The organism is Imhoffiella purpurea (assembly GCF_000585215.1).
GTDB classification, from domain to species: domain Bacteria; phylum Pseudomonadota; class Gammaproteobacteria; order Chromatiales; family Chromatiaceae; genus Imhoffiella; species Imhoffiella purpurea.
Map to the genome: position 1 here is coordinate 47,905 of NZ_AONC01000017.1, position 24,442 is coordinate 72,346.

The following is a 24,442-nucleotide window of genomic DNA, read 5'->3' on the forward strand; positions in this document are numbered from 1 at the left end:
TCCCTCCTGCAAACATCTCACTTCAACATTCCATCTCCAGCAACAGTATCGAACATACGCAAGAAACAGGGGCGCATCATCGATGCAAGCGGATCTCGAACGCTGCACCCCTCATCGAACGGAAGAATCTCAGCAACGGCCACAGGACAGGGCGGTGCTAATGCGATTCGGCCTCCAGCCGACGATAGAGCCCGATCATCGTGTCTTCCAGTTGTCGAGTAAATCCGGGCGCATCCATCAGCGGAGAGGACCGCATCCGCTCGCACATCGTCTGTCGCAGACTGGTCAATCGGTCTCGGTCGCCGGCCAGCTCGGCAGCGATGCGCACATAGTCGTCGGCATTCTCGGCCGCCAATTCAGGCAACCCGATGATCGACAGGAAGGCGAAGGTCTGGCGGCTGACCAGCCGCGACCGAGGCCAGGTGACGACAGGCACGCCCATCCAGAGCGCCTCGCAGCTGGTCAATCCACCGCTGAAGGGAAAGGGATCGAGCGCGATATCGATATCGCCATATTCCTCGAGCAGATCGACATGAAATGATGGCCCCCGCAACTCGACCCGCTCCACCGCGATACCGAAACCGGAAAAGCCCTGTCTCACCCGCTCGCGAAAGGAGTCGTCGTTGAATGTGCGCCATTTCAGAATCAAGCGACTGTCCGATACGCTATTCAGCACGCGCGCCCACAGCGCCAGCACCGAGTCGTTGAGCTTGGCCGTGTTGTTGAAGCTGCCGAATGTCACCCCTCGATCGGCCTGATGCGGTGAGGGCGACACCTCCGGAGCGAAGGCCACCGAGATCGCGCGCCAAATTGGCCAGGTTGACGACAGCGCGCAGATCGGAGGGATCGAGACGGAACGCCCGGTCGAAGCAGTCACGTGCGAGTGAATGAAACCCGAAATTCAGGAGCAACACGCCTGTATCGAGCAATAGGACCAGATCATGGCCGTGATGCTCGATGACTCGTCGGCCGATGGCGGCCAGATCGTCGAAACGCGCGGCCTGGGCATGTTGCCTGGCCAGGCTCAATAGCTCAGAAGCGGTGGTATCGATCGAACCTCTCCATGTCGTCATCTCAGAATCCAAGGATTGGCCGCATCTTATCCTCTAGGCCCCGATTTGCGGAAACCGCGCCCGGTTGCTTGGTATCAAGCTGATCTCCCGACCGCCTCAGGAGCATCCACCGCGGCCAGCGATTCCACCCACTGCAGCTGGCGCGGCAGACAGACGGACCTGAGATCATAGTGGCTGCGGGCGAAGGCACGCGCATTGACCCCAAGTCTCTCTGCGCGCTCCGGATCGTCCAGGAGCGCACAGACGCTCTCGACCAAGGCAGACACGTCGAAGAAATCCACCAAGAGTCCAGTCTCGTCATGGACGATCGCCTCGCGCAGCGGAGCCGTGTCGCTGGCGACGATGGAACATCCCAGACTCATCGCCTCCAGCAAGCTCCAGCTGAGCACGAAGGGATAGGTCAGATAGACGTGCACCCGCGACAGCTGCAGCAGTGCAACGAAATGCGGATAGGGAAGGTTGCCGAGGAAATGGACCCGAGACCAGTCGGCATCGCCGATCTGCGGACGCACCTCGGCCGCGAAGATCTCCTTCCAGGTCCTGCCGTTTTCCGGTCGCGTCCCATAGCTCACATCATCGCCGCCCGCGATCAGCACACGCGCGGTCGGCCTGCGCCGCAACAGCTCGGGCAAGGCGCGCATGAAGATATGATAGCCGCGGTAAGGCTCCAGATTGCGATTGACGAAGGTGATGACCTCGTCTCGTCGCGTCAGCAGGATGTTGCCGTTCAGCGTCAGGCTCACATCCGGATTCGGCACCAGAACATCGGTGTCGATACCATCGTGCATCACCTGTATCTTGGACCGGAATGGTTCCGGAAAGGTGCTCGCCTGCCATTGGGTGGGACTGATCCCGGCATCGGCTACCTCGAAATGCAGCAGATTGTTCAGGTTCCTGAGCCGCAGGCGGCAGACATCGCCCTCGTCCTTGGTGGGAAACTCGGGATCGAAACCAACGTCGGCCCCTCGAGGATGGTAGAAAAACTCACAATAGACACCAAGCCGAGCCTCGGGCCAAACATCCTTCAGGAAAAGGCTTTCGCCCCAGCCATGATGGGCAATGATGACATCTGGAATGAAACCATTCGCCTTCATCCGCAAGGCAGCACGGAAACAGGCTTCGCCCCGTATCGTCTTGGTCTCGAAATCGCTGACCCAGGGATGCATGCCTGGCGTCGTCCCGCGCAAGGGACGATAGGAGAAGAGTTTGACGCCTTGCCATTCCGCCATTTCCGTCCGCCGCATCCTCATGGCAGCGACGGTATGACCGCGTTCTACGAGTGCGGGAGCGAGGAATTTGAACTGACCGGGAAAATTCTGGTGAATGAACAGAATATTCGTCGATGATGCAGTGGTTTTCGGAACAGCAAGAGCGTTCGGGCTATCCCATTCCAAGGCCAGATTGACCTCATTGACCAGTTGCTTCATTCGTTCGATCCGGTCCTGATCGCGGTGCCAAGCCTTGACACGATAACGGTCGCAATACTCGAGCGCCAGCGCCCTGCCCTGCTCGGGGCTGACCGCCTCAGTGACCGCAACCCCTTGAATGGCTCGTGAGATCTGCAGGAAGAGGGCCTTCGGCATGGGCGCATCACGCAACACACTCCGGCTGGGTTCAAACCCATCACGCAGCGTCATCCTCATGAGATACTCACCATGGACCTGAAGCTTGGCCCCCTGGAAGAGAGAAGATGTGACAAGAGGGAAATAGGGAGCCAGCTCGGGAACCGCGTGATTGGGCCAGACCTCCGTGCGCCAATAGCGTTCGGCGATCCGAGCCCAGTGGCGGTAGTCTGCCAGCGGAACCAGGCCAGAACGCTCGAACGGCAGAATCTCGACCTTTGGTTTGGTGGATACCACCGTATCGTTGGCGACATCGACATAGAGCGTCCCGACGAGAAAGGCATTCTGAAAATACTGACCTCTCAGATCGCCCCATACTCGACGCATGCTACCGCCCGCATCGAAAAAGGCCGCGAGTGCAGCATGACCAGACCTCGCAGAATCATCCAGCGTAGAGGCATCGATACGCTCTATAAGTCGCCCGACAGCAAGAGTGATCTCCAGACATTGTCCAAGTGGATAGGGCTTCCCCAGCTTCATCGGCTGTTGTGACGACAACAGCGGATCTACCCGGGCTCGGACCGCCAAAAACAGGCTTTTCAGATCTGACTCGAACGGGATCAGCAAGCGCTCGGTCAGCTCTTGAGCGGGTCGCGGACTCAATACACGGGGCTCGCCCGGCAGCAAAGGCATAGGCATACAGCTTCCCCCTTGGGCGAACCATGCTTCGAGGCGATATTTGATTCGGATATCCGTCTCGCCTCGCTGGACGACGTCCCAGAAACCTCTCGCCAATCATCCCAAGGGATCGGGCACTAACTTCACTGGGTGCGGGCACCGATTTCAGCAAGCCGCCCGATCCGACACCAGGAAATCCGCGGGCGTCACGAACCCGCTTCAGGAGGACAACGAAGCATAGTGCCCAGAACAAGACATCATGAGAGGATCTGCAAGGCCTTCAGAATCGGAAGGCTCTTGTCGGCGAACTCTTGGGCCTGACGGGTAAGCTCGGCGATATTTTCGTCGGTGGCCTCCAACATCTTACCGTCCTTGATCAGTTTCTGACCCTGGGCAGCCAGAATCTGCCAAACGAATGCCGCCCAGTCGACCGGCTGCTTCCGACCCTCGGCGAGGGCGAGCAGAAAAAGCTGCTGAAACCGATTGACGCCGATGCCCCCCCCCGTCACCGGGCTGGCGAGATAACCGATGTCGTTACTTCCTCGCGCCTTGTGGCAGAGATAGGTGTTGATCCGCTCCGTTTGCTTTTTCGCCTTATTGACGACTTGCTCGGTCTGCACGGGAGCGAGGTGGCCTGTGCCTGTCAGCAGAATGGCTGCCTGAAGGATCTGCTGGAATCCAATGCCCCTCTCGCTGAGGGCGGCCTCCACCTGGCCAAGCGTTCTGGGCTTGTGGTCGGCCAACAGATCCAAGATGGGGGCGTAGATATTTTCGCTCATGTCGGCCTCGCCCAAGGCTCCGCTGACCTTGAGCGACACATCCGCCCGATGGGCCTTCAAGACGAGCCTCTGTGCGCGCAGCGTTTCGACCTGCTCCAAGGTGGACAGCTTGCGCGCACCCTTCACCCAATAGTCGCGGCGAAATTGCTGATTGACCATGAAGTCGCGCACGGTCTCGCGAAACATCGGATCCGGAACGTCCGCGAGGAACACCTGCTGCTCCGACGTAAGACTGAGCGCATCGATATGGTCGAGATAGTGGGCGGAGCAGGCGTATTGCACCTTCGCTTCATCCAAGCAGGCGGCCATGGTGGCGAAGTGCATGGGATGCCAGTCGCGATTGAAATATTCGTGCGCCAGGTAATGACGGTTGTGCCCCTTGAGCTGTTGCAGACGCTCGCCGACCAGCGGATTGGCGCGTGCAAAGAGCGGGTTGGTGGCCAACAAATTTTCGGCGAACTCGATTGCGCCGTCGATGCGGCTGACGATGCCGCGCCCTTCCGCGCCGAGCACCTCCGCATGCTCCGTCATCAGGTGACGCATCGGAGCGAAGGCCGCCCAACCGGGCAGGGTGTTGTAACTGATGTAGAGGATGCCCCCGACCTTCAGCTTGCGACGGACGAAATCGACGATGACCGCACGGTTCTCGTCCGAGATCCAGCTCCAGATGCCATGCACGCCGATGAAATCGAAGTCGGGGAGATCCGAGCGCTGAGCGAAGTCGACGAAAGCGGCGTCATGGAGCTCGGCCCCGGCCCCCGAGACCGCCGAGAGCTGTTGGGCGAAACCGGCCTGACTCGGATTGAAGTCGGTGCCATACCAGCGCGTGGTCGACGCGGCGGCATGCAGGTTTGTCGACAGGCCTTGCCCGAATCCAAGCTCACAGGCGGTACTGACTTCGGGGAAGACGAGACCTTGATTCAGCAACGCGAGCTTGATGCGCCCAGGATTCAGTTCTGTGTAGTAACCGTAAGTATATGCAATATCGGCGACATAGCCCGCAGTCCAATCAGTCATGTGGACTCCTGTGGAACATATCCATCCTGAAGACGATCGATGTCGACGAAAAAGGCCCCACCCCTTCGCAGGGATGGGGCCGCCCGTCTAGGAGACGTCGACGAGGCCCGAAGGATTAGACAATAACGACCTCACCAGCGTTAGTGCCATTATCCGCGACCACCACGGTACCCGTCAGCTTGATGATGCTGTCGGTACCAGAATTGAAGGTGGTATCGGCAGCTACGTTCTCGATCAGGTAGGTGTCGGTGCCATAGGTGAAGGAGGTTGCGCTGTGCGCGGTCCCCAAGGTGCCGAAGGCTAGGGTGACCGCCCCCGCCAAGTTGGCCGCCCCCGTGATACTGGCCTGCTCTCCGGCCGTCACGGCATCCCAGACGATGTCGTTGTTGTCGGTGAAGACGATGACGTCGCCCTTGGTCGCACCAGTGATCACCGTGCTGTAGCTGGTGGCCTGACCATCCGCATGCGACACCAGGATCTTGTTGAAGACATCGGAGGTGTTGGTGTGCGAACCGAGGGTCAGGGTCGCCAGGTAGGTGGACGCCGCCCCCTGATCGATGTCGATCAAATTGCCGCCGGAGCCCACCTCGATCACCACATGACCGGCCGAGGTCGTGTCCGTGATGTAGTTGTTGGCGTTACCCAGCTTGATGGTGTTGGTCGCACCCGCAACGGCCGCATTCAGGGTGATGTTGACATGCGCGTCGTTGGTCGCGCCATCCACCGTGATGCCGGTCGTGGCACCGATGGCGGTCGCCGCCTTCGTGTTGTCGTTCGCACCCCAAGCCACGTCGCCGTTCATGGTGATGGTGGTCAAGGCTTGAGCCGAGCTGGCGTTGTCGGTTCCCTTGACGACTTCTGTCACTGTGGAATCGGTGATATCCGTTTGAGCGCTAACGGTCGGCGTTAGCGCCACGTCGGTCTCGTCGGCAAGCCCCCCCGAACTAACATTCAGCTGTCCGGTGTTGCTAACCCAACTCGCAGCGGTCCATGTGGCAGTAGTCTGAAGTGAGCCACTTTCCGCATAATTCCCTACCGACGAGTTGTCCCCGGTTACAGTAATAGCAGCGAAACCCGAGGCCACCTCATTGGCAGAGAGATCCCTCAATGCCGTCAGAGTCAGGCCATCAATGGTCACAGACTGCCCCAGCTTGAGCGCCTGCATGTTCCAAGTTACCGACTCGTGGGTACTCGTACCATCGCCGTCTGTTTTAGATCCCGCTGCCACAGCCGTCGCAGCAGCCACCACAGTCTCCGACACCGTCAGGTTGGTCTTATCACCAACCGTAGCTGCCTTGTAGCTGATCGTATCGGTGGTCGTGACAGTCGCCGTCCAATCGGTGCTCGCCGTCCCTGTTCGCGTCAAACCTGACGCCACGCTACCACCAGAGAGCGCGATGGCGACATTCTGAGCGCTGATCGCAGTCACGCTGCTTGTATTCTGTACCTTGACACCGTTGACTTCGAGGGCTTCACCAAGAGCCAGCGTATCGTTGACACTGACCGTATTGATCTCATACGTGCCACCCGATGTGCCGGAGGTAGCGATTGCATCGATCGCCGCCTTACCTGTACCCGTATTGGACACGGTCAGCACCTTGCCCGCCAGACCGTCGAGAGACCCGATGCTGGAATTGCCGCCACCGGTAAAGGTGAGCGTACCCAGATTGGCATTGGTCAGGGTCCCGATCTTCACGGCATCGTCGGCCCCAGTGAGGGCGTTGTTGATGGTGAAGCTCGTGGCCTGAGTGTCGGTCTGGGCCAGTCCAGTGATCTCCAGACCCGCGCTGCCGCTCACGACCAGATTCGACAGGCCATTGTCCGTCAACTTGGTGATCGTGTTCTTCTGGAGCCAAGTGGTGGCGTTGCTGGTGACGTTCAGGGTACCAGGACCGACGTCGTTGGCATCCTTGAGCGTCAGGTCGGCGATGGTCAGGCCGGTCTTGTTGGTGCTCCCGCCGAGGGTCAGATTGGCCGTGTTCGCCACGCCGTTGGCATCCGCCAGCTGATAGGTCACGGCCTTGTCTTGCGAGGCATTGATGCCCAGCGTCGTCGCGGGGGCGAGCTTGGTGAAGGCGATATCCCCGGCCGCCTTCCCATCCATGCTGATCGCCTTCAGACCGGACGGCAGCGTGCTGATGTCGAACGTACCCTGCGACGCCGCCCCCGTGCCCAGCACCTCGAACCCGGACACCATCTTGGTCAGGCCCTTGCCATCGGCAACATTCGAGGCCGTGTTGAAGGTAGCAGCCGAGTTGTTGAGCACCAGCTTGTCATTGCCGCCCGAACCGCCAGAGATGGCGACCTTGGCATCAGCCGAGATGGTGATGTCGGTCTGACCGGTGGAACCGGCGAACTTCTGGGTCGCCGCGTCCATCGTCGCGGTGATCTTGCCGCTGGAGGTGGTGGTGAAGGCCAGGGCGGCCCCGAGACTGGAGACGTCACCGGTGAAACCGGCCGCGCCGCTGACGGCCAGCTTGGTCAGAGAGGAGTTCACCGTGCCCATCGTGAGAACGTGATCGCCCGCGACATTCAGGGTGGTCAACGCTGAGTCCGTGAAGGCCGTCAGCGTCGAGTTGCCACCCTTCGTCGTGACATTCAGGGTCTTGATCTCGTTATTGGCATCGCTGATGGTGCTATCGCTATTGTTCTGCGATGCGGCGGAAAGGGTATCGAGCGTCAGATTGAGCGTATCGCTCGCCCCGAGGGAGCCGTCGCGATCCAAAGTCAGCGTACCGGCCGTTCCCTTCAGGGTCAGATCGGTCAGGGCATTACTTTCGATCTTGCTGTCCTTGCCGTAGTTCTCCAAGGTCACGGTCTTGATGGAGCCAAGACCGCCAGCGGCCGCGCTGTCGGTTACGGTGACCTTGCCGTTGATCACGCCGGCTACCGCGGCTTTGGCCGTCTGCGGCGTCACCCCGGAGACGGCCTTGACGCCGTCCTGTCCGGGAGCCGCGGTCACAGCATCCACCTTAACGACACCGGTAACCGCCTCGACTTTATCTGCCGCAATGGCCGCGGCGCTCTGCTTGACCGTCACCGTGGCGGTCGCCGCGTTGCCGTTCACGGCGATATCGCCGCCCGTGACGGTGTTTCCAAGGCCCGCCTTCTCGGTCAGGTTGGCCGTGACATTGACGCTGGTGCCCCCGGTGACGTTGATCGCGTCAGCTGTGTTAGTACCCGTCTGACTGGCCAGCATGTTGGTGGTGACATCCACGGTCCCAGTGGGGGCGGAGATCGTTCCAACATTCAGGATACCCTCTTTCGTCACGCCGTTCAGGGTCACCTTGACATTCTTGCCGCCCTGCACGCTCGTGGTCGAGTCAGCCGCCGCCGTGTCGGTCAGCGTGACATCGGTGGTGGCGGCAGCCGCGGTCAATGTGTTCGCATTCGCAGCAGCAGCATCGAATGGCGTGCTGTTGGTTTTCGCTGCGACCGCACCGCCAGCCTGGGTTACATTGACGGCCGTCAGGCCCGACCAACCGGACACGTCCCCACTAAAGGTGCCTGCAACCGTGATGTTGGCCGTTTCGATGTCCTTCACCGTCGCGGACGTCGGTATCGTGTAGGCGGCAGATTCGCTGACGACATTCAGGGTGTCGTCGCCCTTGCCGCCGTCGAGCGCGTCGAGCGCGGTGAAGGTATCGGTTTTTGTGCCGGTGGTCCCAACAAAAGGCACGGCGTTGTAGGTATCGTTGCCATCGGTTCCCGTGAAGGCGGCTCCGCTGTCCACGCCAGGCGTGAGCGTAAAGGTCTTACCGCCGCTGGTTTCATCATAGGGGTTGGCGTAGGAACGCCCCTCGGCCAGACCAATCGCCTTGTAATGCTGCCAACCGCTACCAAGCTGGCCCTTCTCGACCGCCATGGCGACGTCCGGGTTGTTGGCCAGATACCACTCTTCATTGAAGTCGCCATAGTTGAGCGGCGTGGCGTAGGATCGACCTTCCGTCTGGCCGAACGCCTGATAGTGCTCCCAACCCGTGCCGAAAACGCCCTGCTTGACAACGGCCGCCACGTCGGGATTGTTCGCGAGGTAATATTCCTCGTTGAAGTCGCCATAGTCCGCCGGCTTCTGAGCCGAGCGCCCCTCGCCCAATCCCATCGCCTTGTAATGCTGCCAACCGCTACCAAGGTCACCCCTCTCGACCGCCTTGGCGACGTCCGGGTTGTTGGCCAGATAATACTCTTCGTTGAATGTACCGTAGCCGGACGGCTCGGCAAAGGAGCGCCCCTCGGCCTTGCCGACCAGCTGATAGTGCTGCCAGCCGCTGCCGATCAGACCCTGCTTGACGGCCATTGCGACGTCGGGGTTGTTCGCGAGGTAATACTCTTCATTAAAAGCCATGGTGTCCTGTCTCCTGAACAGTGTATCTATCGGTCTTCAAAACGACTTCCGCGGCATTGCAAACAGGGGAACCCGCCGCGCCATGCCCCTATGCCTAGAAATTCAGCAGGCTCAATGTTAGCACAGAGTGCATCTATTAAAGATTAAGAGCGCACCTTGCGCATCCTAAGCCGGCCGTCTCAAACGGGTCAAGATCAAAGGAACATACCTGCGCCAGACAGGGCATGGCGACCCACACCTGTCCCGCTGTAGCGTTTACGGTACGCACAAGTAACTACCACAATTTAGATCAAAACCAGGCTTTTGGCTAGACATAAATACATCATCTGTCGCGATTTTCATACAGCCGCTCGGAGAGGTACGCCCACAGCCGCGCCACCGATTAGAGCCACACGCGGCGGCCAGGCGAGCGAGAAGTCGACGTGATCGAGCGTAAGATTCGGGCTGTAGGCGGGATCCTCGATCAGCGCATCTCCCCAGCGCGCCCGCATCCGCTCAACCTCGCCGACGAAGCGTGCCTGCTGCTCGGGCGTGACCTCGGCCCCGCGCGAGGCCGACTCGTGATGATTCAGTTCGGCATAGGGCGTCCAGAGGTTGCGGTAGCCGGCCTGGCGCACGCGCAGACAGAAATCGATGTCGTTGAAGGCGACCGCCAGGTCCTCGTCCATGCCCCCGACCTCCTCGTAGACCGAGCGCCGGATCGTCAGACAGGCCGCGGTCACGGCGCTGAACTCCTGGTGCAGCACCGCGCGCCCGAAATAGCCGAAATCGCCGCGCGCGGCGAATAGATGGGCATGATTGGCGACCCCGCCAACCCCGAGCAGGGCGCCGCCGTGCTGCAGCCGGCCATCCGGATACCAGAGCCGGGCGCCGACGCAGCCCACGTCCGGCCGGGCGGCGAAGGAGACCATCTCCTCCAGCCAGTCGGGGGTCAGCACCTCGATGTCGTTGTTCAGCAGACAGAGCATCTCGCCCCGGGCGGCACGGGCCGCGACATTGTTGAGGGCCGAGAAGTTGAAGGGGCGATCGTCGGCGATCACCCGCACGCGGTCGGACGGCAACAGGCTGAAGAGACGCTTGGTACGCGGTTCGACGCTGCCGTTGTCGACGACGAGGATCTCGAAATCCGGATAGGTGGAGAGCGAGAGGATGGAGCCGATGCAGGTCTCGAGCAGATCGGCGCGGTCGCGGGTGAGGATGAGGATGCTGACGCTCGGCAGCGGATCCGGCAGGGCGTAGCGCACCCGGCTGTAGACGGGCGCGCCTGGGGCCGGGGTCACCTCGGCGTCGCGGCCCAGCCGCTCCAGATGCTCGCCGACCGCGCGGCGGGCGGCAGCGGTGGCGTAGCTCTTCTCATGTACGGCTAGCGCGGTGCTGCCGGCGATGGAGCGCCAATGATAGAGCACCCTGGGAATGTGATGGACCTGGTCCGAATCCAGGTGTTCGAGCACGCGCAGGGCCAGGTCGTAGTCCTGCGAGCCCTCGAAGCCGAGCCGGAAACCACCGACCTCCTCGACCAGGCGCCGGCGGTAGACGCCCAGATGCGAGATCATGTTCTGGGCCAGCAGCAGCTCCTGATTGAGATCGCATTTGAAATAGGGGTCGTAGCGGCGCCCGTCCTCGGTGATCTTGTCCTCGTCGGAATAGATGAGCCCGACCCCGGGGCGGGAGACGATGGTCTCCGCGACCCAGAAGAGGGCATGCTCGGCGAGCAGGTCGTCGTGATCCAGCAGGGCGATGAAGTCGCCCGTCGCCAGCGCCAGGGCATCGTTCGAGGCGGCCGAGATGTGGCCGTTCTCCGCGCGGAAGACCGCCTTGACGCGCGCGTCCTCGGCCATGTGGCGCTCGATCAGGGCGCGCACCTCGGCATTGGGCGAGGCGTCGTCGGCGATGCAGAGCTCCCAGTGCGGATAGATCTGATCGCGCACCGAACGGATGGCCGCGTCGAGCAGCGCGACCGGGGGCTCGTAGACGGGCATCACCACCGAGACGAGCGGCGCCGGATCGAAGGTCTCGATACGCCCGCGCATGCGCTCGCGCGCTGCCTCGTCGAGACGGTCGTAGCGCTGGATCCAGAGCCCGTAGTTGTTGCTCGGCTGGGACGCGCTGCCCTCGGGCTCCTGGCCGGGGACGGGCGCGGCGCGCAGCTTGCGCACGTTGTTCAAACGCCAGAGGACACCCCGCAGCCCCTCCTCGCGCAGCACCTCGCGGGTCAGCTTGAGGGTGCCGCCGAGACCGCCGCCGTGACCGACGACGTCGCCGAGATAGCCGACCCCGGATCCGAAGGCACGAGCGCCGTCCAGGCCGAGACGCAGCGGCGCGGTCAGACGCCAGCTCAGCGAGCGGTGCAGCGAGGCGATCGACTGGTTCAGACCGGCGACATGATGGCTCAGGACCGCGTTCTCATCGCGCTCGGCGCGATGCGCTTCCTGCAGGCTCTCGACCACCTCCAGGTGACGCGCGCGCTCGCCATGGATCTCGGCCAGATGGCTGGCACGCCGCTGCTCCAGTTCCTCCAGATGCCGGTCGTTCTGCCGCTCCAGTTCCTCCAGGTGCCGATTGCAGGCCGCCCTCAGCGTATTGACGTTCCCCTCCAGCTCGGCGGCACGAACACCGAGCGCCGCGTGCTCCTGACGCAGCCGGTCCAGCTGACCGGCGAGCGACTGCAGCTCCGCCTGGTCGTGGGCACGCCCCTGGCGCGACTGGAGCGACAGCTCGGCGACGGCCTTGTGGTAGAAGGCGACCATGGCGTCGGGAGACTGGACATCCCGGACGGCCGGCGCGTCCGCATTCGACCAGAGTGCGTCGCGCTGATCGAGGGCGCGGGAAGGGGTTCCCTCGACCTCGCGGTTGCCCTGGCACACGGACTCCTGGGTCCCGGTCACGACCCGCATGCCCAGCCCGGTCTCGGAGGCGGGCGCGGCATCGATGACGCAGAGCGAGTCGAGGAAGCTGATGGAATGGATCCGCTCGTAGGGAATCTCGTCGAGATCCAGACCATAGTGGATCGCAAAGGGGGCGAGCGCGTCCCGGACCGCCTGATCGAGCCCCCAGTGATCGCGATTGATGACGTCGGCGAGCCGCTTGAAGAAGGCGAGCGCCGAATGGGGATCGTAGAGCCCGCCCTCGAACTCGTGCCAATAGCTGCAGTGCAGGTCCTCGGCGACGAAGAGACCGCCGTCCAGGAGCCTGGGGAAATAGCGGCAGAAGCTCTGAATGATGTCGCCCGAGCGGTGCGAGCCGTCCTCGATGACCAGATGGAAGCGCTCGGAGAGCCCGACGATGCGCTCGGCGATCTCCTGGGTCCCGGCATCGCCGACGACGACGGCGATGCGCGGGTCCTCGAAGGTCAGCTCGCCGCAGGCGGGATCGATATCGCAGCCGATGATGGAGCGTGCCTGGGGAAAGTAGCGCGCCCAGATCTCGAGCGAGCCGCCGTTCTGCACGCCGATCTCGAGCAGGTCGATCGGATCCTCGCGAAAGGGCGAGAAGAGCCGCTCGTATTCGCGCAGATAGGATGCCCATTTGTCGGACACCTTGCCGCTGTGCCGCGCATAGAGCGCCGCGAGTCGATTATCGGACATCGTCTGTCATCAGGCTGAGTTGGCTGAATGGAACGCCGACCAGTCCCCACCGGACCTTGCTGGAGGAGACGGTGAGGACGCAGGCATCGTGCATCATGTGGTGCTGCAGGTTGTCGTAGAGGTCGCCGTCCGCCACCGAGGCCATGAGGACGTACTGCCCGTTGGGCAGCATCGGCAGGCGGAAGACGAATTCGGCCCGGAAGGTCCGGCACGCGCGCACGCGCGTGGGATGCGCGTCGGTGAAGGGGAGCGTGTTCTCGCCGAAGAGGTCCTGACCCAACCGATCGCGCAGGATGAAGCCGAGGATGGGACGCTCCAGATCGGCATGCGCCCGGGCACGGATCCGCAGCCGCAGCCACTCCCAGCCCTCGAGCACGCCGGGGTCGCCCGGCGCGTCGCGACGCTCCAGTTCGACGCCAACGATCTCGGCGGAGCCGGTCTTCCAGCCGCTCGCCCGATCCAGCTGGGAGGAGAAGACCGCCCGCGCGCCATAGTCGACGACCGGCTCCTCGGATGGGACGGCCGGATCGGCGGCGGGCGTCGACGCTTGGCTCTCGACGCTGGCCAATGTGACCTCGTCGCCATAGACCGACTGCAATGTCTCGCGCAGATAGTTCTCGGCGACGGACTGGGAGGGACCGAACTCGACCAGACGTCCCTTGTCCAGCCAGATGGCGGACTGGCAGAGGTTCTGGACCGCCGCCATGTCGTGACTGACGAACAGCAGCGTGCCCCGCCCCTGGAAGGCGCGGATGAAGCGCATGCAGCGCTGGGTGAAGACGGCGTCGCCGACCGCCAGGGCTTCGTCGACGACCAGGATGTCGGCGTCGACATGGGCGATGACGGCGAACGCGAGCCGGACGTACATGCCGCTGGAATAGGTCTTGACCGGCTGATCGATGAAGTCGCCGATGTCGGCGAAGGCCAGGATGTCGTCGTAGCGATCCTGGATCTCGCTCGGAGTCAGGCCCAGCAGGCTGGCGTTCATGATCAGGTTCTCGCGCCCGGTGAACTCGGGATTGAACCCGGATCCGAGCTCGAGCAGCGCGGCGATGCGGCCATGGGTGCGGACCTCGCCCAAGGAGGGCCGGAGGATGCCGCAGATGATCTGCAGCAGGGTCGACTTGCCCGAGCCGTTGCGCCCGACGATCCCCAGGGTCTCGCCGCGCTTCAGCTCGAAAGACAGATCGCGCAAGGCCCAGAATTCGCGGAAATAGTCCCGGCGGGCGCTCGGACGCAGGGCGCCGACCACCGGACTCAGGAACTGCTTGAGGCGATCGCGCGGGGTCTCGTAGATCTCGTAGCGCTTGCCGAGCCCCTCGACCTGGATGGCGATGGGATCAGAGGACATCGGCGAACCCCCTGCGGGTGCGCTGGAACCAGGCGAAGCCGAGCCAGGCGATCAGCGCCGAGGCGATCAGCCCCATGCCGTAGGAGCCCCAGTCGATCCCGCGTCCCCAGAAGAGGATGTCGCGCGCCTGCTCGATGGCCGGCGCCAGCGGATTGAGCGCGAGGAATCCACGATAGCCCTCGGGGATGGCCGAGACCGGATAGAAGATGGGCGAGAGGAACATGAGCGTGGTGGTGAGGATCACGACTACCTGGGAGACGTCGCGCAGGAAGACCCCGAGCGAGGCCAGGAGCCAGGACAGCCCCAGGGTCAGCAGCAGCAGCGGGACCAGCACGATGGGCAGCAGCAGCAGGGTCGCATGGGGCAACCCGAAGAGCAGCAGATAGGCCACCAGCCAGACGGCGAGGCTCACCAGGGCGTGGAAGACGGCCGAGCCGAGCGTGACCGGGACCAGGATCTCGAGCGGGAACACCACCTTCTTCACATAATTGGCATGTCCCAGAATGAGGGACGGGGCGCGATTGACGCACTCGGCGAAGAGATTGAAGAGGATGAGCCCGACGAAGAGCAGCATGGCGAACTCGGCCTTGGTACCGCCCCCGCCCGACCAGCGCGCCTGGAAGACGACGGTGAAGACGAAGGTGTAGACCGCGAGCATGAAGAGCGGATTGAAGAAGGACCAGAGGATGCCGAGCACGGAACCGCGATAGCGCCCGATGACCTCGCGCCTGACCAGGGTCAGGATGAGTTCGCGATGCCGCCAGAAGGAGACGAGCATGAGGAGCGGATCGATGGAGTGCACCCGTGCGGCACTGCTGATGACGGGGTTGGACATGCCGAGTTCTAGAGTCCCTGGCGTTCGAGCCGATAGCGAGCGAGGAGTTGGCGGCCGACCAGGCCGAGATAACCGCGCCGATAAAAGCGTGGCGCGATGCGGCTGTCAAGCACGCGGGCGCCGATCCGGGCACCGAGACGCAGCCGCCCGCGCTCGCCGATCATCTCGGGCAGACGCCGGAAGGCATCGCCATAGGCGTCGATCAGCAGGCGCGGGCTGCCCGAGAGCAGGTGCCGGGCGATGGTCATGAGATGCGCGAGCAGGAGCAGCGCCCCGTATTTCAACAGCAGCGGTGCCGGGACCGATTTGGCGATCATCCAGACCGAGTTGCGGATCCCGTGATAGGCGATGAAGCGATTGTATCCGCGGCCGCTGCTGGCCTGACCCTCGTGGAGCGCGACGACCGCGTCGACATAGCGGGGCCGATAGCCGAGACGATTGGCGCGCAGGACCAGATCCGTGTCCTCGCAGTAGCAGAAGAAGCGCGGGTCGAACCAGTAGCCGGCGCTCCGGCGCAGATCGTCGAGGCAGGCGCGGGCGATGATGGCACAGCCGCCGGAGGGACCGAGATAGGGATCGGCGAGATCGTAGCGGTCCGCTGGCATGAGGCTGGCATAGATACTGATGCCGAGGGTATCGATTCGGTCCGGGTCGTCCAGACGATGCACCCGGCCGCCGGCCATCCCGGCGGCCGGGTCGGCATCCAGGGCGTCCGCCAGGCGCTCGACCAGATCGGGCATGGCGACGGCGTCGTTGTTGAGCAGGATGACGGACGCGCAGCCGGGCTCGGCGAGCAGATGGCCGATCAGCAGGTTGCACCCGGCGGCGAATCCCAGATTGACTTCCGAATGGAAGAGACGCAGATCGCTTCGCTCATAGGGGGCGAAGGCGTCGATGGCCTCGCGCAGACTCGGGTCGCGCGGCCCGTTGTCGAGCACCAGGATCCAGTCCGGGGCCTGGGTCAGCCGGCGCAGGGATTCGAGACAGCGCAGGGTGCAGGCGGTGGTGTTGTAATTGACGATCGCGACACCCACTCCTCCCCCGGATCGAGTCTCGAGACGCGGAGGAAGATGCGCGACCGGCGTCGCACCGGCCTCGATCCGGGTCGGATCCATCTCAGTCCCTGGAGCCGTAGCGCTTGCGGGCGAAGATCACCGTGGCGCTCGCCAGCTCTTGGTTCTTATCCGCCGAGAGCTCGGTCACGAATGGTTGCTGCAGATAGTGCGCGGGATCCTCTAGGAGATCGCCGATCCGCAGATCCAAGAAGTCTTGCCGCGTCTCGCCGAGCAGACCCTCGGCCCAGCTGCGCAGGATCCATGTCAGAGACCAGATGGGCAAGATGCTGTCGTAGACCTGCCCCCGGCCGACGATGAGGTGGTCGGCGAAGAGGTTGCGCAGACCTTGGGCGGTCATGTTGTAGTAGTGGTGCGGATAGCCGTGCTGGGGCTGGAGGAAAGGGACGCAGCACATGAGACGCCCGCCCGGTTTCAGGACCCTGGCGATCTCGCGGGCGCATTGGAAGGGATCCTTGACATGCTCGAGCACGGCGATGGACAGCACGGCGTCGAACGAATCGTCGGCGAATGGGAGCACCTCGCCGACGCCCCGCACGTCGGTCGTGTCATAGTCGACGATCTCGAAGTTGACGACGTTGTCGAAATAGACGGGGCGCTTGCCGGCGCCGCAGTCCAGGATCAGACCGTCGCGGTATTCGTCGATCAGGGCCATGGCATGACCGTCGTAGCCGTTGCTGCTGACGGCCTCGGTGTCCACGATGTCGAACTGGGCGCGCAGCTCCGGGCTGAGGAAGTCGAGACATCCCTGGGTCTCGACAGAGGGCATGTCGGCGCGCAGCAGCGGGCGAATACGCTCGCGCTTACGACGCTTGGCCTCGGCGATGAGGGCGGGCGGATATTTGAGCGAGCGCCGCTCGTCCTTGCCGATCGCGGCGAAATGCGCGCGCCCGGAGTCGACCCCCCCGGCGCGGACGGCATCCACCACGTCGGGATTGGCCCGCAGATAGGCATCTTCGTCGAAATTGTCCTCGGTCGCCAAGGCTTCCAGCAAGTATGAGGCCATCATGCTTTACCAAATCAGGCGATTCCCGGAAAGAACCGGATCCATTTTAAGATGCGATGAGCGCGGCGAATCGCATCGTTCTCGATCGATGCAGTTCGCACCGCACCCTAGGTGTCAATTGTCTTATGCGAATCGCATAATGGCACTCCCGAAGCGGGCTAGCGGCCACAAGCCGATCGATCATTCCTCTTTGAAGGCTGTCGCAAGACGGTCGGTCACGGGCTTGATGAGATACTCGAAGAAGGTCCGCTCCCCGGTCTTGATCATGGCCTCGACCGGCATGCCTGGCTGCAGAGTAAGCCCCTTGAGCTCTTCCATGCCCTGCGGGGTCACTTTGATGCGGGCCAAATAATAAGGGCGGCGGGTGGCCTGGTCGGTCAGAATATCAGCCGAGACGGTCAAGACGTTCCCCGGCACGACGGGCGTGGTCCGGGTATTGAAGGCGCTGAACCTGAGGTCTGCCTCCTGACCAGGAGCGACACGATCGATATCCATGGGCTGCACCTGGGATTCGACGATCAGCGAATCGTTGGCTGGAATGATGTCGAGAACGTGATCGCCGGGGCGGATCACGCCGCCGATGGTGTGGACGCTGGTACCGACGACGGACCCGGCCACGGGGGCCTTGATGACGGTGCGCTCGACGGTCTGCGCCAGTGCGCGCATCCGTTCGCGCAGGTCGGCGATCTTGGTCTCGACGTCGCGCAGCTCGGTGACGACATCGCTGGTGAACTGTCGCTTCAGCTGGGCGGACTGAAGCTGCGTCTCGCCGACCTGAACCTTGGCGCGGGCGATGTCGGACTGGTGCTGACCGCGCTCGCCCTCGACCTCGGCGGACAGACGCTCGTACTCGCGCAGCCTGGCCTTGTCCCCCAGCCCCTTTTCGAAGAGCTTGTTGAGACCTACGATCTCCTCCTGGTAGAGCCGGATACGCTTGAGCTTGCTCGCGGACAGCACCTCCAGACCACGGATCTGTTCCTGTAGCTGCTCGGCACGCTGCTCCAGAACCTCCTGCTCGCCGGCCAGCGCCGTTCTGCGTGCCCTGAAGACCCGCTCCTCGCCAGCGATGGCCTCGCGGATGCGCGGGTCGTCCTGTTCCGAAAGAAGCTCCTTGGGGAACTTGATGTCGGGCAGATCGTCGCGCTCGGCGACCAGGCGCGCCTCCTGGGCGCGCAGCGAGAGATACTGACCGCGGGCGATCTCCAACTGAGCGCGTGCCTGGGTGTCGTCGAGACGCACCAGTACGTTGCCCGCCTCGACCCGATCGCCTTCGTGCACTCGGATCTCGCTGACGATACCTCCATCGAGATGCTGGATGGTCTTGCGCGCGGATTCGGCCGCCAGAACGCCGCTGGTGACCACGGCCCCATCGATGGGGGCCAGCGCGGCCCAGACGCCGAAACCACCGAAGGCGAGAAGCAGGATCAGAAGCCCGGCGATGCGCTCTGGACGGTCGCTGGTCGGAACCGGGGCAGGGCCCTGTTCAGCTGGGAGATGACGAGGACTGACAGTGATATCCATCTTGTGTTCGATACCTCGAAATGGCCCGGTCGACATCCAATGTCGACCGGGCTGAATCGGAAGGGTTCGCTCGATGTCTTAACCCGACGAGAGATCAGCTGGCGGCCTGGGACGGAAATGCCTGGGGCTTGGGCTGGGCGGCGACAGCGGTCGGGCGGGCGAACTGGGCCAGGATCTGGTCACGGGGGCCGATGGACTGCACCAGACCCTCGCGCAGGACGATGATCTTGTCGACCGCGTGCAGCACATTGGGGCGGTGGGTGATGACCAGCACGGTCGAACCCTCTTCCTTGAGCTGCAGGATGGCCTTGACCAAGGCGGCCTCTCCCTGGTCGTCCAGGTTGGAGTTGGGCTCGTCGAGCACGACCAGGACGGGATTGCCGTACATGGCGCGGGCAAGACCGATGCGCTGGCGCTGGCCCCCGGATAACACCGACCCCCCCTCGCCGATCGGAGTGTCATAGCCCTTGGGCAGATGCAGGATCATCTCGTGGACCTGGGCACGCTGGGCGGCGGCGACGACCATCTCGGGGTCGACCTCGCCGAAACGGGCGATGTTCTCGCCCACGGTACCGTCGAAGAGCTCGATATCCTGGGGCAGATACCCGATGTAGGGACCGAGCTCGTCGCGATTCCAGTGCGAGATGTCGGCCCCGCTCAGACGCACCTTCCCAGCCACCGTGGGCCAAACGCCGAGCACGACGCGCGCCAGGGTGGATTTACCCGCCGCGCTCGGACCGACGATGCCAACCACCTCGCCCGCAGCGACGTCGAAGCGCACCCCCCTGAGAACCGGCGTTTGCGCACCTGGCGGCGCAGCCACGACGCCATCCAGCATCAGCGAGCCGTCTGGCGCGGGCAGGCTCATGAAACGGGGACGCTTGGGAATGGCGAGCAGCAGATCGTGAAGACGCTTGTAGGCCGAGCGCGCGGAGAGGAAGCCTTTCCAGGTCCCGATCAGCATGTCGATCGGGGCCAGGGCGCGCCCAAGGATGATGGAGCCGGCAATCATGATCCCTGGCGTGGCCTCCTGAAGGATAACGAGATAGGCGCCCACCCCGAGAATCAGGGACTGCAGTGTGATACGCGTGGCCTTGCTCAGGTTGGCCATAATACCCGCTCGATCGCTGGCAAGAGCCTGAAGCCTAAGTACCTCGTGATGACGCTCGGACCAGCGTGCATGCACACGCTGTATCATCCCCATGGCCTCTAGGGCCTCGGCATTACGCAAGTTGCCGCCGAGATAATTGCGCGCGGCAATCGATACGCCATTGGCCTGGCCGAGCGGTTTGCGAGTCGTCAGCTCATTGGCCGTAGCCAAAACCAGGAGCAGTATGGCCGCACCAACGGCAAACCAACCCAGCCAGGGGTGCATGAAGAAAAGCACCGCGATGTAGACAGGCATCCAGGGTACGTCGAAAAAGGCGAACAGACCGTTACCGGTTAGGAACTGACGCAAATTGGTCAGGTCGTCGATGGGCTGAACGCCAGCACCACGCCCGTTACGCAGCTTGGCATCGAACATTGCCGAAAAAAGACGAGGGCTGAGCGCCATGTCGAGCTTTGCACTGATCCGCACCAGAATCCTCGTACGCAGAAGCTCCAGCAACCCTAAAATAGCAAATAGAAAGACGACAAGGATCGTCAACATCAGAAGCGTCGACGAGCTTCGACTAGCGAGCACCCTGTCGTACACTTGCAACATATACAGGGGCGGCACCAGCATCAGCAGGTTGATGAACAAGCTGAAGAATCCAGCGAAGATGAAGGAGTCGCGGCCAGCCTTGAGGGCAGCACGCAACTCGTCGTCGGGACGATTGCTATGATTCACGGATGATGGACCGTTCGGTTGACGGGGAAGGGGAAATCCGGGCGACTTCAGTACACGGACACCCTAACAAGCAAGGTCTTCTTCAACTGTGGAATTCTAGCGCAAAAGAGATTCTGCAGATAGCAGCAAAGCTGAAGAAGCGGACATTGGGCACGCTCGGCCTCCACAAACAAGGCCATAAGCAGTTCGGACATGGCCGCCTGACGCTAACGATCCCAATCGAACTGCAGCTCGTCATCCTGACAGAGCGAGAATCCAGCCCCGGTCTCGGGGGACGACGCCTGCGCACGCCCATGGGCCTGGGCAAGCGCACCCAGCAATGATAGATGCTGCATCGAGAGCAGCTGGAAATAGGCCATCGAGAGGGCGCCCGCCTGACGCAGCGACAGGAAGGCGTCGTCCGGCAACTCGTTGAGCAGAGACTCGTCGATCTGGTAGAGCCCCTCGAGCTGGCGTTCACCGGCATCCCCTTTGACGCTGATCGGCCAGGGCCGAAACAGCGACTGACCGGCAAGCAAGGCACAGGCCGCGGCGGACGCGACACGATGGGCCTCGGTCTGGCGCAGCATCACCATGATTTCAGTCAGACCCTCCGAAGGACTCCCCTGGGGGGTGAAAAACGGCTCGCCGCCCGCACCCTCGCCCACCAGACCGCTGGACTCGTCGACACAGAGGATTTGCTCTCCTTCCTTCGTCAGCGCCAAGCTGAATGGGTACGCGCGAAGCGCCAAGGGAAGGTAACGGGCCAGCCAGCGCCCATCGGGGGAGACGAAAAGGTTGCTGTCCTGCTCCAGCCCCATCAGGGCCACCGGCAGATATCGCTCATCCTGACGCATGAAGGCCAGAGGCATCGATGTGGAGGCATTGGGAATCTCGCTGGCAACCAGCGGAACCGCCATCATCCGGCGGGCGAAGGCATAGGACTCGAAGCGGCGCCAATGCTTGTCGGCATGTACTTCACGAGAAACGGGGATGATCGAAGACATCGGTGATCGAATTCCTTGGGATTCAGGTAAGAGTTTGAGTGACATTAAGACACGCATAGAGCAGACCATCAAACGCCTCTAAGGTTTTGGCCAAAGAAACGCCGAACGAACACCAGCCAAAGAGCGGATCGAGACCTGAATCGAACACGCAAACACCGAGGCGAGCGAGCCAACCATAACGGGATCGGCTATATTGGCCAGGCGTGGCGCCTGTTTGCGCAAGTCACGTTGGACCACTCATTTCCAGAGAGTCAGGAAAGATGCAACGAATCAAGCGATACGAACCAGCAGTATTTGCCCGTCGATTTGTCGCTATTTGCGCCATCTCGACTTTCACCTTGTTACCCGGCGCCGCCAGCCTGGCCCAGGAAGCCGACGCTGACTTCGCCGCGACCATCAGTAGTCTTGAAGTCAATTCAAAGCTCCTGAACTCGAAGGATATATTGTCCGACTTCATCGACGGCGAGTCCGAAACGGGCGTCATCGTGACCCTGGCCGCGACCGCAGCGGCCGACGATCTCGCGGCAGTATCCTCCGCGGGCGGCCCCGAGGGCGGCACGCAATCGGACGACATCGCCACCTATCGTCTGAGCGACCTCGACGTCAGAGAGCAGTTGCGCGAGACCGTGACCGACGAGGTCGAAACGGTCATCCAGCAGCTCGACCCCACGCAGATCGAGGTGACCCAGCAGTTCTCCTATCAGTTCGGATTCGCCGCGCGCGTGACCCTCGACGGACTGGTCGAGCTCGCCGCGCATCCCTCCGTCATCCGGATCGAAAAGGACGCCATCCTGGAGGCTCATCTCCAGCAGGGCATCCCGCTGATGAACGGCACGACAGCCCGCTCCAGCTATGACGGCAGCGGCATGAGCATCGCCATCTGCGATACGGGTATCGACACCTCGCACCCGATGCTCGGCGGTGGCGGCAGCCCCTTCAACTCCAAGGTCATCGGCGGCTACGACACGGGCGACAACGACCCAGACCCGAGACCCGACAGCATCTCGGGCAACGCCCACGGCACCGCCTGCGCCGGAATCGCGGCCGGCACTCTGGGAACGTCCGGGGATTATATCGGCGGCGTCGCACCTGGTGCCAAGCTCTACGCCATCAAGATCTCGACCGGCAATACCGGGAGCGCCACCACATCGGCCATGATCGCCGGCTGGGAATGGGCCATCACCCACCAGAACGACAATCCGTCTTATCCGATCATGGTCATCAGCACCAGCTTCGGCGGAGGCCAGTCCTTCTCGACATGCGACTCGAACGTGCCCAGCATGACCACCGCGGCAGCCAATGCCGTCTCGGCGGGAATAACGCTCTTCGTCTCCTCGGGCAACGACGGATACTGCAGCTCGATGGGCTGGCCGGCCTGCATTTCACACGTCAATTCGGTCGGCGCCGTCTACGATGCCAGTTTCGGCACCTACGGCTTCTGCCTCGATCCGAGCTATACCTGCGCCTCGACGGTGTCCGACTACCGCTGCCCATCGCCAACCCAGATGGCCTGGGACTCGTCCGCCGCGGACAAGGTCACCGTCTACTCGAACTCGGCATCTTTCCTGACCATGTTCGCCCCGTCGCACAACGCCTACACGCCCGACATCGTCGGGGTCGGCGGTAGCTCCACGGACGATTACAACTCCTCATTCGGCGGCACCTCGGCCGCCTGCCCCTACGCGGCTGGCGCCGCCGCCGTGCTCCAGAGCGCGGCCAAGGCCAAGACCGGCTCCTATCTGACCCCGGCTCAGGTACAACAATATCTGGTCAATTACGGAGACTCGGTGACGGATTCCAAGGTCGCCATCAACAAGCCGAGGGTCAATCTGGGCAATGCGGTCGACGCGCTGCCAAGTTCCGTGACACCCAGCGGACAGGCCGAAATCGTCTGGCGCAATGCCTCCACGGGGGCCGTCGACGTCTGGCAGATGACCAACGGGGCCATCAGCGGCGCCACCAATACCGCACCCGCCACCGGCCTGGGCTGGTCGATCGTCGCCACGAACGATTTCAACAAGGACGGATCGATCGACGTCTTCTGGCAATACCCGGCGACGGGGGCGACCTGGATCTGGCTCATGAGCAGCGGCGCCATCGGTACTAGCGCAGCCCGTCCCAGCGTCAGCGACACCAATTGGAAGGTCGTCGACACGGGCGATTTCAACAACGACGGAACGGCGGATCTGCTATGGCGCCACGCCACCACCGGCGAGAATTACGTCTGGCTCATGCACGGCGGCTCGCTCGCCGCGGCCCTGCCCATCAGCACGGTATCCGATCTCAACTGGTCGATCGCCGGGACTGGCGACTTCAATGCCGACGGCACCGACGACATCCTGTGGCGCAACGCCAGCACCGGACAGAATGACATCTGGCTCATGCAGGGCGGTTATCCAGCCATGTACCTGAACATCACCCCGGTCACGAACCTCACCTGGACAATCGCCGGGACTGGCGACTTCAATGCCGACGGTTCATCGGACATCCTGTGGCGCAATACAAGCACCGGGCAAAACGATCTCTGGCTCATGCAGGGCGGCTATCCCGCCTCCTATCTGAGCATCACGACCGTCTCGAACCTCAACTGGACGGTTGCCGGAACAGGGGATCTCAACAACGACAACGCGACTGACATCGTTTGGCGCAACACCAGTACAGGTCAAAACGATATCTGGCTTATGTACGATGGCGCTCCAGCCGCGTTCCTAAGCACTTCAACCGTCTCAGACCTCAATTGGGAGATCATGGGCATCAGCGAATAAGCCGACCAGAAACAATATTCCTAGACTCTACCGGCA

The 24,442-nt window shown here is 62.6% G+C and carries 14 protein-coding genes; 1 reads left to right on the top strand and 13 read right to left on the bottom strand.

Annotation, left to right across the window (positions count from 1 at the left end; translation table 11 throughout):
* Positions 1-157: 157 nt before the first annotated feature.
* The 13 genes from D779_RS06300 to D779_RS06360 form a co-directional block, all read right to left on the bottom strand.
* On the bottom strand, positions 158-742 hold the full coding sequence (locus D779_RS06300) for an O-linked N-acetylglucosamine transferase family protein (RefSeq protein WP_043751182.1): 585 nt from the start codon (positions 740-742) through the stop codon (positions 158-160).
* On the bottom strand, positions 666-1,073 hold the full coding sequence (locus D779_RS22595) for a hypothetical protein (RefSeq protein ID WP_198295676.1): 408 nt from the start codon (positions 1,071-1,073) through the stop codon (positions 666-668). Before D779_RS22595 ends, D779_RS06300 begins: the two co-directional genes overlap by 77 nt.
* 74 nt (positions 1,074-1,147) lie before the next feature.
* Positions 1,148-3,328: a glycosyltransferase family 4 protein gene (locus D779_RS22785; RefSeq protein WP_081763359.1), complete on the bottom strand. Its 2,181-nt coding sequence runs from the start codon at positions 3,326-3,328 to the stop codon at positions 1,148-1,150.
* A gap of 242 nt (positions 3,329-3,570) precedes the next feature.
* Positions 3,571-5,109, bottom strand: coding sequence for a class I SAM-dependent methyltransferase (locus D779_RS06315; protein ID WP_043751186.1), 1,539 nt, complete (start codon positions 5,107-5,109; stop codon positions 3,571-3,573).
* Between the two features lie 115 nt (positions 5,110-5,224).
* Positions 5,225-9,454: a beta strand repeat-containing protein gene (locus D779_RS06320; RefSeq protein ID WP_043751189.1), complete on the bottom strand. Its 4,230-nt coding sequence runs from the start codon at positions 9,452-9,454 to the stop codon at positions 5,225-5,227.
* Between the two features lie 338 nt (positions 9,455-9,792).
* The gene (locus D779_RS20975) at positions 9,793-13,038 is read right to left on the bottom strand and encodes a glycosyltransferase (RefSeq protein ID WP_052347886.1); all 3,246 of its coding nucleotides are present in this window, start codon (positions 13,036-13,038) and stop codon (positions 9,793-9,795) included.
* Positions 13,028-14,389, bottom strand: coding sequence for an ABC transporter ATP-binding protein (locus D779_RS06330; protein ID WP_043751191.1), 1,362 nt, complete (start codon positions 14,387-14,389; stop codon positions 13,028-13,030). Before D779_RS06330 ends, D779_RS20975 begins: the two co-directional genes overlap by 11 nt.
* A complete protein-coding gene (locus D779_RS06335; RefSeq protein ID WP_052347887.1) occupies positions 14,379-15,224 on the bottom strand; it encodes an ABC transporter permease in 846 nt (281 codons plus the stop codon). Before D779_RS06335 ends, D779_RS06330 begins: the two co-directional genes overlap by 11 nt.
* A gap of 8 nt (positions 15,225-15,232) precedes the next feature.
* Entirely contained in the window at positions 15,233-16,339 is a 1,107-nt protein-coding gene (locus tag D779_RS06340; RefSeq protein ID WP_052347888.1) for a glycosyltransferase family 2 protein, read from the bottom strand.
* 1 nt (position 16,340) lies between these two features.
* Entirely contained in the window at positions 16,341-17,306 is a 966-nt protein-coding gene (locus tag D779_RS06345) for a class I SAM-dependent methyltransferase (RefSeq protein ID WP_198295677.1), read from the bottom strand.
* A gap of 177 nt (positions 17,307-17,483) precedes the next feature.
* Positions 17,484-18,824: an HlyD family type I secretion periplasmic adaptor subunit gene (locus tag D779_RS06350; protein WP_043751250.1), complete on the bottom strand. Its 1,341-nt coding sequence runs from the start codon at positions 18,822-18,824 to the stop codon at positions 17,484-17,486.
* Positions 18,825-18,918: 94 nt separating this feature from the next.
* A complete protein-coding gene (locus D779_RS06355) occupies positions 18,919-20,655 on the bottom strand; it encodes a type I secretion system permease/ATPase (RefSeq protein ID WP_043751193.1) in 1,737 nt (578 codons plus the stop codon).
* A gap of 206 nt (positions 20,656-20,861) precedes the next feature.
* Positions 20,862-21,641: a SapC family protein gene (locus D779_RS06360; protein ID WP_052347889.1), complete on the bottom strand. Its 780-nt coding sequence runs from the start codon at positions 21,639-21,641 to the stop codon at positions 20,862-20,864.
* 443 nt (positions 21,642-22,084) lie between these two features.
* Here D779_RS06360 and D779_RS20980 point away from each other — a divergent pair, with 443 nt between their 5' ends.
* On the top strand, positions 22,085-24,406 hold the full coding sequence (locus D779_RS20980) for a S8 family serine peptidase (RefSeq protein ID WP_052347890.1): 2,322 nt from the start codon (positions 22,085-22,087) through the stop codon (positions 24,404-24,406).
* Positions 24,407-24,442: the final 36 nt, after the last annotated feature.

Bases quoted from the DNA above. Each gene is read 5' to 3' on its own strand.
- D779_RS22595 (WP_198295676.1), bottom strand. From the start codon at position 1,073: ATGACGACATGGAGAGGTTCGATCGATACCACCGCTTCTGAGCTATTG.
- D779_RS22785 (WP_081763359.1), bottom strand. From the start codon at position 3,328: ATGCCTTTGCTGCCGGGCGAGCCCCGTGTATTGAGTCCGCGACCCGCT.
- D779_RS06315 (WP_043751186.1), bottom strand. From the start codon at position 5,109: ATGACTGATTGGACTGCGGGCTATGTCGCCGATATTGCATATACTTAC.
- D779_RS06320 (WP_043751189.1), bottom strand. From the start codon at position 9,454: ATGGCTTTTAATGAAGAGTATTACCTCGCGAACAACCCCGACGTCGCA.
- D779_RS20975 (WP_052347886.1), bottom strand. From the start codon at position 13,038: ATGTCCGATAATCGACTCGCGGCGCTCTATGCGCGGCACAGCGGCAAG.
- D779_RS06330 (WP_043751191.1), bottom strand. From the start codon at position 14,389: ATGTCCTCTGATCCCATCGCCATCCAGGTCGAGGGGCTCGGCAAGCGC.
- D779_RS06335 (WP_052347887.1), bottom strand. From the start codon at position 15,224: ATGTCCAACCCCGTCATCAGCAGTGCCGCACGGGTGCACTCCATCGAT.
- D779_RS06340 (WP_052347888.1), bottom strand. From the start codon at position 16,339: ATGGATCCGACCCGGATCGAGGCCGGTGCGACGCCGGTCGCGCATCTT.
- D779_RS06345 (WP_198295677.1), bottom strand. From the start codon at position 17,306: ATGATGGCCTCATACTTGCTGGAAGCCTTGGCGACCGAGGACAATTTC.
- D779_RS06350 (WP_043751250.1), bottom strand. From the start codon at position 18,824: ATGGATATCACTGTCAGTCCTCGTCATCTCCCAGCTGAACAGGGCCCT.
- D779_RS06360 (WP_052347889.1), bottom strand. From the start codon at position 21,641: ATGTCTTCGATCATCCCCGTTTCTCGTGAAGTACATGCCGACAAGCAT.